General features: G+C 46.4%; 15 protein-coding genes and 1 tRNA gene. 11 read left to right on the forward strand and 5 right to left on the reverse strand.

Translation table 11 applies throughout. From position 1 onward, the window contains the following. Nucleotides 1-14 precede the first annotated feature (14 nt). Nucleotides 15-170, forward strand: a complete 156-nt coding sequence (locus tag RMO55_RS20085; protein WP_310429654.1) for a hypothetical protein — start codon at nucleotides 15-17, stop codon at nucleotides 168-170. Here the strand turns inward: RMO55_RS20085 and RMO55_RS20090 are convergent. After that, nucleotides 151-633: a CBS domain-containing protein gene (locus RMO55_RS20090; protein WP_310429627.1), complete on the reverse strand. Its 483-nt coding sequence runs from the start codon at nucleotides 631-633 to the stop codon at nucleotides 151-153. The genes RMO55_RS20085 and RMO55_RS20090 overlap by 20 nt on opposite strands. Before the next feature lie 279 nt (nucleotides 634-912). Beyond that, nucleotides 913-1,407: a peptide-methionine (R)-S-oxide reductase MsrB gene (gene msrB, locus RMO55_RS20095; protein WP_310429629.1), complete on the reverse strand. Its 495-nt coding sequence runs from the start codon at nucleotides 1,405-1,407 to the stop codon at nucleotides 913-915. Nucleotides 1,408-1,540: 133 nt separating this feature from the next. On the opposite strand from msrB, the gene RMO55_RS20100 reads away from it, so the two are divergent. Beyond that, nucleotides 1,541-3,142, forward strand: a complete 1,602-nt coding sequence (locus tag RMO55_RS20100; protein WP_310429631.1) for a glycoside hydrolase family 3 N-terminal domain-containing protein — start codon at nucleotides 1,541-1,543, stop codon at nucleotides 3,140-3,142. A gap of 130 nt (nucleotides 3,143-3,272) precedes the next feature. After that, a complete protein-coding gene (locus RMO55_RS20105) occupies nucleotides 3,273-4,037 on the forward strand; it encodes a glutathione S-transferase family protein (RefSeq protein ID WP_310429633.1) in 765 nt (254 codons plus the stop codon). 141 nt (nucleotides 4,038-4,178) lie between these two features. Here RMO55_RS20105 and RMO55_RS20110 read toward each other — a convergent pair whose 3' ends face one another. Together RMO55_RS20110 and moaC are read right to left on the reverse strand one after the other, a co-directional pair. Beyond that, complete coding sequence (locus tag RMO55_RS20110) at nucleotides 4,179-4,583, reverse strand: NIL domain-containing protein (protein ID WP_310429635.1); 405 nt, start codon at nucleotides 4,581-4,583, stop codon at nucleotides 4,179-4,181. Between the two features lie 138 nt (nucleotides 4,584-4,721). Continuing rightward, on the reverse strand, nucleotides 4,722-5,225 hold the full coding sequence (moaC, locus tag RMO55_RS20115) for a cyclic pyranopterin monophosphate synthase MoaC (RefSeq protein WP_310429637.1): 504 nt from the start codon (nucleotides 5,223-5,225) through the stop codon (nucleotides 4,722-4,724). Between the two features lie 37 nt (nucleotides 5,226-5,262). Here moaC and RMO55_RS20120 point away from each other — a divergent pair. From RMO55_RS20120 to trmD, 5 genes are all read left to right on the forward strand, one after another. Beyond that, a tRNA-Arg gene (locus RMO55_RS20120) sits at nucleotides 5,263-5,335 on the forward strand. A 222-nt stretch (nucleotides 5,336-5,557) separates the two neighbouring features. Continuing rightward, on the forward strand, nucleotides 5,558-7,744 hold the full coding sequence (locus tag RMO55_RS20125) for a protein kinase domain-containing protein (protein WP_310429639.1): 2,187 nt from the start codon (nucleotides 5,558-5,560) through the stop codon (nucleotides 7,742-7,744). A 124-nt stretch (nucleotides 7,745-7,868) separates the two neighbouring features. Then, a complete protein-coding gene (bioD, locus tag RMO55_RS20130) occupies nucleotides 7,869-8,564 on the forward strand; it encodes a dethiobiotin synthase (protein WP_310429641.1) in 696 nt (231 codons plus the stop codon). Nucleotides 8,565-8,848: 284 nt separating this feature from the next. Then, complete coding sequence (locus RMO55_RS20135; protein ID WP_310429643.1) at nucleotides 8,849-9,730, forward strand: nidogen-like domain-containing protein; 882 nt, start codon at nucleotides 8,849-8,851, stop codon at nucleotides 9,728-9,730. A gap of 249 nt (nucleotides 9,731-9,979) precedes the next feature. Then, nucleotides 9,980-10,693, forward strand: a complete 714-nt coding sequence (gene trmD / locus RMO55_RS20140) for a tRNA (guanosine(37)-N1)-methyltransferase TrmD (RefSeq protein ID WP_310429645.1) — start codon at nucleotides 9,980-9,982, stop codon at nucleotides 10,691-10,693. Nucleotides 10,694-10,759: 66 nt separating this feature from the next. Here trmD and RMO55_RS20145 read toward each other — a convergent pair whose 3' ends face one another. After that, a complete protein-coding gene (locus RMO55_RS20145; RefSeq protein ID WP_310429647.1) occupies nucleotides 10,760-11,227 on the reverse strand; it encodes a hypothetical protein in 468 nt (155 codons plus the stop codon). Between the two features lie 242 nt (nucleotides 11,228-11,469). Between RMO55_RS20145 and ruvA the strand changes: the two genes are divergently transcribed. The 3 genes from ruvA to mltG all read left to right on the forward strand — a co-directional run bounded on the left by ruvA (nucleotide 11,470) and on the right by mltG (nucleotide 13,958). Continuing rightward, nucleotides 11,470-12,093 (forward strand): Holliday junction branch migration protein RuvA, encoded by a 624-nt coding sequence (gene ruvA / locus RMO55_RS20150; RefSeq protein WP_310429649.1) that lies wholly within the window; start codon nucleotides 11,470-11,472, stop codon nucleotides 12,091-12,093. 217 nt (nucleotides 12,094-12,310) lie between these two features. Further along, nucleotides 12,311-12,874, forward strand: a complete 564-nt coding sequence (locus tag RMO55_RS20155) for a DUF3727 domain-containing protein (protein WP_310429651.1) — start codon at nucleotides 12,311-12,313, stop codon at nucleotides 12,872-12,874. Continuing rightward, nucleotides 12,864-13,958 carry an endolytic transglycosylase MltG gene (mltG, locus tag RMO55_RS20160; protein ID WP_396134423.1) on the forward strand — a complete coding sequence of 365 codons (1,095 nt, stop codon included), beginning with the start codon at nucleotides 12,864-12,866 and terminating at the stop codon, nucleotides 13,956-13,958. The genes RMO55_RS20155 and mltG overlap by 11 nt, the downstream gene beginning before the upstream one ends. Nucleotides 13,959-14,096 lie beyond the last annotated feature (138 nt).

A 14,096-nucleotide genomic window follows, 5' to 3' on the forward strand; every position in this document is an offset into this window, starting at 1 on the left:
TGATCAATACGGCGATCGCCTGTGCCGAGAATTCCCCTCTGATGGCTCAGGCGATGGGTTTAGCTGCCGTATCGGGGCGATTGGGATATCTCGCGGGGCGAATTCCGATCGCGACAGTAGCAGCAGCTAGTTCGCCACTAACTGGGACAATCACATCGAAGCAACTGTAGTTAAGCGATCGGTCGCGATCGCGCGCACGATGTCACTTTGGGTGATAATTCCGATCGGGTGCCGATTCTTATCCACCACAGGTAATCGATGAATCTTTTTATCATGCATAATTCTGGCTGCTTCTGGGAGCGTGGTATCTGCATCAATTGAGATAACGTGAGGAGTCATTACTTCTCCAACTGTTTGACCTAAAGTTTTGTGTAAATTTCGATCGAATGTTGCCGGATTTTGGAAGAAAATTACACCACCTAAAAATATCATATATGGTGGTTCATCGAGACCTTTTTCCCGCCACATTAGATCGGATTCAGAAAGTACCCCTACTAACTTCCCTGCATCATTAACTACTGGCAAGCCGCTGATTTTACGATCGACTAAAAGCTGAACGGCTTCCGCCAGAGGCATTGTAGGTGAAACTGTTAGCACATCACGAGTCATCCAACTAGCAACAGTTTGGGTCATGATTTACCTCGTTGTTAAAGATAGGTAATTAATTGAAACGATCGATTAATATTCTCGATATCTTTATTATAGTTAAGCGAATGATAATCGAATCGAAACATTATAATCTCTTAATTACTATAACAACCGCCAAGCTTGTGAGGACATACCCCCGACTTCTTGGAGAAGCGGCGTTTTTATGCGGGGGGAACCCCCGCATAAAAAAACGACAAGACAGTCGGGGGTATTGCAGTAATGGTCGAGATCTAATCGCCCTAACCCTAAAGCCCAAAGCCTAAATTAAGCAGCAATAAACTTCATCGATATGCCGTTCATACAGTAGCGTAATCCAGTCGGTTTAGGACCATCTTCAAATACATGTCCTAAATGTCCGCCGCAGCGACGACAATGGACTTCGGTACGGGTAGAAAATAATGATTTATCGACGGAAGTCTCGATCGCCCCTGGGATCGGATCGTTGAAACTCGGCCATCCTGTGCCACTATTAAACTTTGTCTCAGAGACAAATAGCGGTAAATCGCAGCCAGCACAGACAAATTGACCTTTGCCATACTCTTTGTCTAGAATACTCGTACCAGCACGCTCTGTACCATGTTTCCGCAGCACGCTAAACTGTTCGGGTGTCAGGATCGCCTTCCACTCTTCATCAGTTTTGGTGATTTCAAATTCGCCTTGTGTCTTCGCCATTGGGGGTGTTTTTGAGGATAAAAAATAAAGTCCGCCAGTAGCACCGATCGGTACTAGCACAGCCGATAATAGAGTTCGTCTTTGCATCTTGCCTTAGATCTCAAGATTATCTAGATTTTAACAATTATCTAGGTTTTAGGTTTTAGGCTCTAGGGTAAAGGAAATTCATATTCCCCAGTCCCCCAGTCCCCCAGTCCCCCAGTCCCCCAGTCCCCACCCCATGCAATTCCCCGATTTAGACAAACTAACCCTCGCTCAACAAGTCGCCCAAATGGTGGTTGTCAGAGCCTCTAGTCATTTATTCGACCATCAGATCCAATATCCTGAATTTGGGGAATGCGATCGAGCGACGCTGAAGCATTGGATTGTCGATCTTGGTGTGGGTGGGGTAATTTTTTGGGGTGGAAATGCGGGAGAATTAAGCTTGCGAATTCAACAGTTGCAAGCCTGGGCGACATATCCCTTGCTGATCGCCGCTGATATCGAGGAAGGAGTAGGGCAAAGATTTACAGGCGGTACTTGGTTTGCGCCACCAATGGCTCTCAATGCGATCGCCCAGACAGATTTACCAAAGGCGATCGAGTATGCTCGCAAAATGGGCGCGATTACTGCCCAGGAGGCTCTAGCAGTGGGGATAAATTGGATTTTGGCTCCAGTAGTCGATGTGAATAATAACCCCGCTAATCCGGTGATTAATATTCGATCGTTTGGGGAGACTCCCGAAATTGTCAGTAAGTTAGCCACTGCCTATATCGAAGGAGCGGCAGAATATCGGGTGTTAACCTGTGCTAAACATTTTCCTGGACATGGGGACACTGGGGTAGATTCACACTGGGCATTGCCCGTAATTTCCCACGATCGAGCGCGATTAGATTCGATCGAGTTCCCCCCTTTCCGTGCGGCAATTAAAGCGGGGGTAGATAGTGTGATGAGTGCCCATTTATTGATTCCCGCCCTCGATCCCGAAATGCCTGCGACGCTTTCGCCACGGATTTTGACTGAGGAATTACGACATAATTTGGGTTTTGAGGGGTTAATTAGTACTGACGCTTTGGTGATGGGGGCGATTGCCGATCGATATGGGGCGAATGATGCGCCTGTAATGGCGGTGGCGGCTGGTTCGGACATTATTTTGATGCCTGTAGATCCGGAAATTGCAATTCAGGCTGTCTGTCATGCAGTGGAGTCGGGGCTGATTAGTGCGGAGCGAATTAAAGCTAGTGTGGGGCGGATTTGGCGATCGAAACAGAAGTTATTTGACGAGTGGGATGGGATTACGCTCACTCAGTCACCAGTCAATAGTCAAACCGCAGCATTAACGACACTCGCCCAGCCCAAATCGATGGCGGTTGCGGCTGGAATGTTACAAGACTCGATCGTGACTCAGGGCAATTTACCATTAAAACCCACTGCTGGTAAAAATATCATCGCCCTCGAAGAAATCCTCGACACTACCTTCCTCAGTCGTAGCACCCCAGCCGTTACCATCCCCGCCAAACTCGGTTATCAACTCCAACTAATTAACCGCCATAGTCCCACAATTACCATTGCACCTGAAGAGTCAGCTATTCTCCAACTTTTCATCCGTACCAGCCCATTTTCTGGCGGATTGGGAATTACCTCCGTGGCGAAAAAATTGCTCAAACAACTATTAGCCAATGGACAATTACAGGGATTAGTAATTTATGGGAGTCCTTACTTAAGGGCCGATTTCGCACCACTTTTACCGCCAGAAGTACCGCTGGTGTTCTGTTATGGACAAATGGCTGCAGCTCAATCGATCGCTCTATCACAGTTGTTTGAAAGTAAGTCTACTACTTAACGTCAGTTTTTCCCCGCTCCCCGCTCTAGCTTGTCATCCTAGCAAAGTCAACTTCGTTGCCAATCTAACTTGACTTGTATTCTACAAGTAAGTATGGTAATTTCATTATCACTTGCAAAATGCAAATTGTATGTCCCAGCAAACACCAGCACCCGTTCGTCTGATTACGATTCCGGTCAGCCACTATTGCGAAAAAGTTCGCTGGGCATTAATCAGATCCCAAATTCCATTCGTGGAAGATCGGCATATGCCACCCTTTCATCAGTTCTTTACCAAGCGAGTTGGTGGAAAGTCAGTGCCTGTTTTGGTCACGGCAACTAAAGTTTTGACAGACTCGGCAGATATTTTGAAATATGTCGATGAGATCGCACCCCCAGCAGCCAAACTTTATCCGACAAATCCCCAAGACTTACAGCAGGTAGAGGATCTGGTCAAATCTTTTGACTTGGTGTTAGCACCAGCCGTTCGTCAATGGGCTTATTTTCATATTGTGAGCGAGAAAAAGCTGATTCAACCGCTCTTTTGTCAGGGTACGCCGTGGTATCAGAAGCTGTTATTTCCAATTATCTTTAAAAAAATTCCCGCTGAGATCGTCAAGGAATATGATATCAATCCAGCATCGGCAATCGTAGCCCATCAGAGCATTACTGATATTTTTGAGATGGTTAGTAAGCTATTGGCTGATGGTCGGCGTTATTTAGTGGGAGATCGATTCTCCGCAGCAGATTTGGCGTTTGCGACATTGGCAGCACCAATTATCAGCCCAGCGGGTTACAGTATCAAGCTACCGGCAATGAGCGCGTTACCAGCTCAGATGGCTAAGGGTATGGAAATATTTCAGGCTACTCCGGCTGGAAAATTCGTCATCCGTCTATATCAAGAAGAGACAAGATAGCCTCAAAATTAGATCGTTCGGCCAGTAAAGATTATCGCCGAACTAGTGCCGCGTAGTACTAGTTTAGGTCAGCCAAATTCAGATGACAGCGGCAAGATCGCCGACTTCTCGAAGAAGTCGGCGATCTTGGGGATCTAGCAACTACAGATTTGTAGAAATCGCACCTACAGGACAAGTTGGGATACATTGCTCGCAGACGATACAACGCGATCGAGTAAAATTGAGTCTGAAAGTTTCAGGATTAAGATTTAGAGCTTCCGTGGGGCAGACCCCAGTACACAAGCCACAATCCACACAAACATCCTCATCGACAAAAATTTCCTTATTAGCTGTTGAAACTTGGATACCTTGAGAACGCATCCAATCGATCGAAGCTTCGAGTTCGTCGATATCTCCAGCCAATTCTACTACCAACTTGCCAATTTGGTTCGGTGCTACTTGGGCGCGAATAATATTTGCAGCGATATTAAAATCCTTTGCCAGCCGATAAGCCACTGGCATCTGAATCGCCCGTTTGGGGAAGGTAAGAGTAACCCGTTTTTTCACAATGGGAATGGGGATAGAAAGGCGATTGAGATCGATCCCATTTTAACCTGAGTTCGGCGATCGAGAAGATAGGTTTTAGGTTTTAGGGAAAAGGGGTAAGGGAATCAATATTCCCCCACACCCCCAAACCCCAATCCCCTACCCTCTCGCGAAATCCGACTTCCCCCCAGTCTTGCTAATCAGCCGAATATTTTCAATTTGCATCGACTTCTCCAGTGCCTTCGCCATATCGTACAAAGTTAGAGCTGCGATCGATACCGCAGTCAAAGCTTCCATCTCTACCCCAGTTTCCGCTTTGATTGTCACAGTCGATCGAATCTGAATCCCTGGTAAATCTCGATCGGGAATCAATTCTACCACCACCTGACTCAAGGGGAGGGGATGGCACAGCGGAATCAGATTGGCAGTCTGTTTCGCCGCCATGATGCCCGCAATCCTCGCAGTACCCAGCACATCACCCTTGGGTGCATTACCCGCTAAAATCTCTTCTAGAGTACCCAGAGACATGCGAACTTGTCCCCCTGCAACAGCGGTACGCTTGGTTATCGGCTTGTCGGCGACATCTACCATCTTGGCTTCCCCACGATCGGTCAAATGTGTAAGCTGAGAATTAAATTCGATTTCGTCAGGAAAATTTTGCATTTTTAGAAAAAGGTATGTTATATTAGAGAGCGGACATGGGCAAGTAGCTCAGTGGATAGAGCTTCTGACTACGGATCAGAAGGTCGGGGGTTCGAATCCCTCCTTGCTCACTATATACAAATAACTCTCCATAAGAATGGGGAGTTATTTTTTTTACTTTGTAGCTCAGTAGATAGAGAAAATATCACTTACTATATACAATAGATGAGATAACTACGAATAAGGCGCGACAAAATCGGGAGGAACTAAATCATCCTCAGGACAATCGTTGACACTGGACCTTAGAATTGACTGTCATAGTTTCGATCTCCGTAAACTTGAGCGAGCACAGTATGCTACCACTTGCCCCAGATACTCTTTTGCAGCAACGTTACCGTATCCTCAACCTGCTGGGAGATGGAGAATTGGGGCGAATATATCTCGCAACCGATCGAGGTCGTGGTGATGCTTCTTGCGCGATCGAGGAACTCATCCCTGCTGTCAAATTTCCCAGCACGGTAGCCAAAGCCAAAGAATTTTTCAAACACGAATCCACACTACTCTATCAACTTCAACATCTCCAGATTCCCCGCTTCTGGGCAAGTTTTGAAGAACAAAATCGGGTGTTTTTAGTGCGAGACTATATGCCTGGTAAAACATATCAGGATCTCTTGGAAGAACGTCGCGATCTTGGCAAGGCATTTAGTGAAGCTGAAGTCTGGCAATTTTTACTCCAAATCCTCCCCGTTGTGGGGTACATCCATAGCAAAGGTGCCGTCCATAAAGCGATCTCTCCAGCGCATATTTGCTGTCGCGATAGCGATCGATTGCCCGTCTTAATCGACTTCGGTGTCGTCAAAGAATTTGTCAATAAATTGCAGGGAATCCCGGTCATTCCGCCTGGATCAGGGGGGCAATCTAGTTACGCTCCAGTCGAACAAATCAAAAGCGGACAAGTCTATCCCAATAGCGATCTTTACGCCCTGGCGGTCACAGCGATGGTGTTATTAACTGGCAAAGAACCCAGTGCTCTATTTCAAGGCGATCTCATCAACTGGGATTGGCGGCAATGGACGCAGATCGGTGATGAATTTGCCAATGTCTTGGGGCGAATGTCTAATCTCCACCCCAACGATCGCTATCAATCGGCAATCGAAGTATACCGAGATCTCGAATCTCTGAATATCCCCAACAGTCCAGCACCAGAAACAGCAAGACCCCAACCGTTTGGAGCCTCAGCCATCCCCACAGTGGTAGTAGGTGCCAAAAGCATCCCCTCAGCTAGCAATCGCATCCAAACGGCAATTACCAATTTCAATGCCAAATCTTTCTGGGAAAAGCCCCAAGTTTTTATTCCCCTGGGCTTGCTGATTTCGCTGCTCGCTAGTTTTGGCTCTTGGTTTGTAGTCTCGCAACTACTCCACGATCGATCGCCAGATCCCATCCCCAGCACCCCACCCAAGCAAATCGATTTTGACAATCCCACAATTCCCGACAATACCAGCACTTCCAGCCCAACGCCTACCGATACCCTGCAACCAGACATCGATCGACCGATCGTCAAAGAAGGGACGATCGACCCCAAGACCCCCGTCAGATTCCGGTTCGCGGCTCTGGCTGGGCAAAATCTAGATATTCAGCTAGTTGCGCCGATCGGCCAAAATGCCGCGCCGATCGATCCTTCCACGCCGATTACTACCCCGATCTCACCAATTAGTCCCAACCCCAGTCAGAAAAAAGATCCCAAGTCTAATAATAACCCCCCAATATCTCCGACCCCCGCCGCAACTCAAGTGCTGATGACCATTACCTCGCCCACAGGTGGCCCGATCGATAGCCAATCTGAGCGAGTCGTAGGTTGGCGGGGTGCAATTCCCGTATCGGGAGAATATACGATCGAGTTACGGCCGATTCAAGGCTTAACTGGGAAAACATTCCCCTACAAACTGAGCATCACGCAAATATCTGTCATCCCTTCACCCTCACCTTTAACCCCGACTACCCCTGAGACAGAAGCGACACCATCCATTGGTGCGCCCCTACCCAGCGGTAATGGAATTAAAGATCTCCCCAGCAATCCCAACCCAAATTTACCCAGTAGCAACACTCCCAGCATTTCCCCCGACCCAATTCCAATCGTCGTACCCAAAGCTACACCGATCGAATCAGAACGCCCAACTCGGAATATAAGACGCAACCGAACTGAAGCAGAACCCAATCGCCAAGTCAGGGAACGCGAACGGGTCAAATCGAGCGAAGAGGCAACTCCCGCCCCCCGCCGCCGCAATCGGGTGGAATCTAGTGAAGCGGAAACTCCGACCCCCCGCCGTCGCCGCACTCGTCGGACTGATTCAGAAACACAATCCCAGCCCAGTCCTTCACCAAAAGCGGCTGTGGAAGAGAAAGCGATTCCCATCGCCGTACCAGAACCACAGATCGGTATACCCGTACCCCTTCCCAAAAGTCAAACATCACCAAGTAAAACTGATAGTGATGGCACAACCCCGCCATCAGGTAGCGATGCTACCGATCCAGGCTAATTGATTTTGGATTTTTGATTGGGACTTTATTAAACGCTAATGTGGCCATCTTTTTAATCCCGTATCCCGAATCCCGAACCCCGAACCCCTAACCCCTAACCCCTAACCCCTAACCCCTAGTTTAATGCTGCTAATTACTAGTACCGATACAGATGCGGGGAAAACCGTCTTGACCGCAGCATTGGCTGCTTATGGGCAAAAACATCATCCACTCCAAAATTGGGGGATTATCAAGCCGATTCAATGCGGTACGGGCGATCGAGAGTTTTACGCAGAAGTGTTCGATCGAGCTATGAGCGAGACTGTCCCGATTTATCTAGAAAAACCCCTCGCGCCACCAATCGCCGCCGCCCAAGCAGGTGTACATATCGATCTGGGCATCGCTTGGCAGGCTCTCCAACGGATGCAACAGCAGCACGATTTCGTCTTGGTAGAAGGCATCGGCGGCTTGGGTACACCAATAACTGACGAACTCGTCATCGCCGATTTAGCTAGAGATTGGCGATTACCCGCAGTATTAGTAGTCCCAGTTAAACTCGGATCGATCGCCTCAGCCGTCGCAAATGTCGCACTAGCTAGACAATACAATGTCCAGTTACGCGGAATTGTCCTTAATTGTACTCGCCCACTTTCCACAACAGAAATCGCCAATTTCGCCCCAGCCGACTTAATTCAATCTCTGACGACCACTCCCGTCCTCGGTTGTCTTCCCTATCTCTCAGATCTTCACGATCTCGATGCATTAGCCGCAGCAGCAGCCGATCTAGAATTAGAGATCTTATTGCCAAATCTAGCGGCTAGCCGAATGATTGCTGCGTAATTTAAGGATCGTGAGTTAGGAGAAGTCGTAATCGATCGATTCCAGACACTTTTAAGGCAATGTGTCGCAGATGACTTAGAGCTTTATTCATAGTGGCTCCGTATTATCACTAGTGTCTAATGTTCATCACAATTTCTGCAAAAGCTAAAATATACGTATTATCACTAGTCTCAAAAGTTTATTTTACTCTCCATAATTGAGAATATACTGAATTTTTCGTCGGGCTCGATATTTCGAGCTTAACGAAACTTTTCCTTAAACTTAGTATTTAGGAAATCCTTCAAATGTCCGTTAAACACCCCGTAGTCCGAATTTCCGTCGCAGTTTTATCTGCGGCAACACTCAGTCTAGCAATGACTGGCATCGCTTCAGCCGCAGCGATCAGATCTGGATTTAATGGCAACACCCTAGCTGCTAATGACGATGGTTCTACTGGCTTAGTCTCTCTGGGCTTTACAGCCAATTTTTTTGGTACTAGCTACTCTAATACTTATGTCAATAACAACGGTAACTTGACTTTTACTGGGGCATTAAACCAATATACACCTACGGGTATTACAGGTGGTAGTAGTCCCATTATTGCAGCGTTTTTCGCAGACGTACATACTGGCGTTGCAGGATCTTCTCCTGTTACCTATGGGACAGGAACAGTTGGTGGTTACAATGCTTTTGCTGCCAACTATGTCAATGTCGGCTATTTTGGTTCTTCGACCTCCAAAAATAATAGCTTTCAGGTTGTGTTGATCGATCGTGGAGATACAGGTGCTGGTAACTTTGATATTGAATATAACTACGACCAAGTACAGTGGGAAACTGGTACATTTAGTGGTGGTGATGCTAATGGTTTAGGTGGCACATCTGCTCGGGCTGGTTACTCCAATGGTGCAGGCACATTTTATGAGTTCGCTGGTTCTGGGGTCAATGGTGCTTTCTTAGATGGTGGCCCAGCCGGAACGTCATTGATCGCTAATAGTCTCAACAGTAATGGCGTTCTCGGTCGTTATACATTTAATGCCCGAAATGGTGCAGTTGTAGTGCCTCCCGCAGATGCAAGTGTTCCCGAACCTTCTGACATGCTGGGAACTGCTGTCGCTGGGTTTGCAGTGATTGGGCTAAAGCGTAAATTATCCTCTGGTAAAAAAGCTAAAATCAAAATTTCTGGTTAAATGCGGTTGCTGCTAGAACAAAGCGGCGATCTGTATTAATCTTTGAATATTTATAAAGATCGATCTTGGTATTGAAGCTCAATTAGAATGAGTGCGCCAAGATCGATCTTTTTAGGTTAACGTCTGTGTGAGATTGAGGTTGGGGCAATTCATGAATTGCCCCTACCTCAATCTCACACGATCGCTTAAATCGGTGGATCGTCGCAATCTCAACTAAAATGAGTAACTTAAGATCGATCTTTTTCCGTCATGCGTTTTGACCTCATCACACTATTTCCTGAATTTTTTACTTCTCCACTTGGCTGTGGCTTAATGAGTAAAGCTTTAGCTAAACAGATTGCGTCGGTACATATTACCAATCCCCGCGATTTTACATTCGATCGACATCATAAGGTTGATGATGAGTCCTATGGCGGTGGTGTGGGGATGGTGATCAAGCCGGAGCCGATTTTTGGGGCAATCGAGTCTTTACCCATTTTGCCACGGCGACAGGTGCTATTAATGAGTCCTCAGGGACGGACGATCGATCGTGCCTTATTTCAGGAATTGCAGAGTGATTACGACCAATTAGTGCTAATCTGCGGTCATTATGAAGGCATCGACGAGCGAGTGATGAATATTGTCGATCGAGAAATTTCGCTCGGTGATTTCGTGCTAACTTGTGGGGAGATTCCTGCATTGACATTAATTAATGGCATTACCCGCTTACTGCCTGGTACCGTTGGTAAAGTAGAATCCCTCAACGCAGATAGCTTTGAAGATGGCTTACTCGATTATCCCCACTATACCCGTCCTGCCGAATTTCGCGGTTGGCGCGTTCCCGATGTTTTAATGTCTGGCAATCATGAGAAAATTGCCAAGTGGCGACATCAACAACAACTCGATCGAACTCAAACTAAACGCCCCGACTTATATACAAAATGGTTGGAAAATATCGACAAGAAAAAGCCTCCTCTAAGTTAGAGCAGGCTGGCAATTTTAATGGAACCCCGATTTTAACTGCAATCCGACCGACAATACTTACCGAGTTTAGAACCGGAAACCAGCACCGAGAGTTACACTAGTAGTCGAACCATTGCTACTCAACGGTACATCCAAAGCTGCTTTTAACTGAACGCTATCAGTTACATCAAAATCAGCTCCGCCGACAAAGCTTACATTAGTTGTACTACCACCACCATTACCACTGAAAACATCTACAGATCCGCCAACAAAGGGAGTAATTTGAAGTTTGTTGCCAGCATTTGGAAGATTAAAATCATAAGTCAGCGCAGCACCAAAGTCAGTACCGCCACTAGGAAAATAAACAAAGGGGCGAAGGGAGAGACTATCGCTCACGCCGAATTTAGAATCAATCCCAAAATCAGTAGAACCACCACCGATAGAAATTGATGGACCGATCGAATTTTTGCCCATTTCTGCCCTAGCAGGCGCACTCATTCCTAGAGCTACAACTGAGGAACAGACCATAACTAATGCAACAATATTCTTTTTCATTTTAGTTTCCCATTTTAAGTAGATTTCTCAACGAACTCTGTGGTGCAGTATCTTTAAAAGAGCAGCATCACCAAATCTGAGTCTTGTCTGAGTTAAGTTTCAGGCTCTAATTTTGTCCTGGTTACTCAATTTGACGATAGCCAATTATGGAAAGTTCCAACGCAAGTTTCGATCTATAAATACGACAGAACATTGGTTTCTATCTCCCCGCTCCCCCCTCCGCCCTCCCCCTAATTTAATAGATGATTAGCTACCTCAAAGGCATCGCCATCCAAATCCAGACTCCAGCTAATAACAAGACAATGTTGATATTGGAAGTAGATCGAATCGGCTATGAATTGCAGGTTCCCCAGCGGATGATAATGGAAGTAGTGCTAAATACCGAACTTCAGGTATTCACTCACCAGCAGGTACGCGAAGATGGAATCTCCTTATATGGTTTTAGTTCCGCAGCCGAACGAGATTTATTTCGACAATTAATTAGTGTCAGTGGAGTCGGCGCGAGTCTCGCGATCGCTCTATTAGATAAACTAGGATTAGCCGATACCGTTTCGGCGATCGTCACCAGCAACATTCAACGTCTATCCACTGCGCCAGGAGTAGGTAAAAAAACTGCCGAACGTCTAGCCCTCGAATTGCGGAGCAAACTCGGACAATGGCGAATTTCCGCAGGTTTGAGCGAATCACTCCCCCTGACAAATTTGAATCCAACTATGCAGGCTGAAGTGGAGATGACATTGTTAGCGTTGGGCTATACAAATGATGAAATTCTTCATGCTTTACAAGCGATCGGTCAAGATAGTTTAATGGTTAAAAGTCCCAACATTGAAGACTGGTTGCGTCTAGCGATCGCCAGTATCTCATAGATTTACTCACAGCTTGCAACAAATTGAGAACCCCTAATTGGGGCAATGAAAAATTTACCCTTTACCCTTTACCCCTTAACCTTTACCCCCACTAGTATGGTATTCTAATGGTTGGCTTTTCTCATCGCCGATCGATATAATCTCTGCAAAAAAAGCGTTCGATTGTTACAACTAAACTAGACACTACCCACTATAATTACCATTTAAAATTATTTCTATGTCCTCATCGCCCCAGTCTGAAGATTTCGATGACGCTGAGTTAGTCACTCTCACCGATGAAACGGGACGGGAACTACCCTGTTTCATCGAGCGCGAACTCGAACTCGATGGTAAAACTTACTTGCTATTATTGCCAGAAAATGCACCAATTGAAATCTTCGCTTGGGATGAAGACGATGATATTACCGAACTAGTTGCTGTCGAAGAAGAGGAAGAGATTAGTCGCATCTTTGCCGATGCTCATGCGGTACTATCCGAACAAAATCTTACTCTCAAGCGGACTGCATTTACACTCAGTGCGGTCGGGGAATTACCACCCCTAGATCCAACTGAAGTAGTGACAATCGAACTCGATGAAGAAGACGAAAGCTTAGAACCAGAAGAATTCCAAATCTTGGCGAGGTTTTATAATGAAGAGCAAGAATATGCGATTTGCACCCCTGTAGATCCTCTCCTATTCTTCGGTAAAGCCGATGAGAAAGGGGCTATTTCGCTGCTTTCCGAAACAGAAGCCGAACAACTCCAGCCCATGCTCGAAGACATGTTATTGGATGAAATCTAGATCTGGAGAATTACCCTTGAAACGGTCCAAAACTACTCCTAAGTGGTTATTAATTTCAGCACCAATTGCACTGCTGACAGTCCTTGCTGGCGGTATCGGCACATTCTGGTGGAACGGAGTAACCGCACCACCTACTGCCGATCCTAACGCTAAAAGTATCCAAATCCAAGTCAAATCTGGCACCTCCGCTCAAGCGATTGGCAAAGAATTAGAGGAAAAAGGTGCGATTAGGTCCCAACTCGCCTGGAAACTGTGGACATCCTGGCAGACAAAACAGGGCAAAGGTTCGCCGCAAGTTGGTACTTACGAACTATCTCCGAGTCAGCCATTACCAACCGTCGCTGCCCAAATTTTGGAAGGTAAAGTAGTCCAGTCTGGCTTTAAGATTCCTGAAGGTTGGAATATTAAGCAGATGGCTAAATACTTTGAAAAGGAAGGTTTCTTCAAGGCTGCTGATTTTATTGCTGCAACCAAAGAAATTCCTAGAGACAAGTTTCCCTGGCTACCAGAAGGAATTCCCCATTTAGAAGGATTCCTCTTTCCCGAAACCTATAAAGTACCTACCGAAACCATTACACCTAAAGGCGTTGTAACACAGATGCTCAAGCAATTCGAGCAGGTAGCTTTACCCGAATACCAAAAGGCTGCTGCAACTCAAAAACTAAGTCTGTTGCAATGGGTGAGTTTATCAAGTGTAGTCGAAAAAGAGGCCGCCGTTGCGATCGAACGTCCGAAGATTGCTGGTGTGTTTACCACGAGACTAGCTAAAAATATGCGGCTAGAATCCGATCCTACCGTAGAATATGGCTTGGGTCTCAAACAAACTGCCGATAGACCCTTAACTTTTGCAGAGGTTAAGCGTCCCAACCCCTATAATACATATATGAATGCCGGAATTCCACCTGGTCCGATTGCCAGTCCGGGCATCGGCAGCTTGAAAGCAGTTCTCAATCCCGACAGTACCGATTTGCTGTTCTTTGTCGCTAAATACGATCGTACTCATATATTTAGCAAAACTTTGTCCGAACATGTAGCTGCAACCAAATCTATTCGCCAGCAACGTCAAGCACAGAAAAATAAGTAATTCAGAACCCAACATCATGGGAGAATGCTCTGTAGGCAATTATGTCTACAGAGTGTTTTTGATTAGACTTTAGGGGAGAAAGGGTAAAGGGTAAAAATACACCCCCACACCCCAACACCCCCACACCCCAACACCCCC

The organism is Chamaesiphon sp. VAR_48_metabat_135_sub (assembly GCF_031418915.1).
Classification (GTDB): domain Bacteria; phylum Cyanobacteriota; class Cyanobacteriia; order Cyanobacteriales; family Chamaesiphonaceae; genus Chamaesiphon.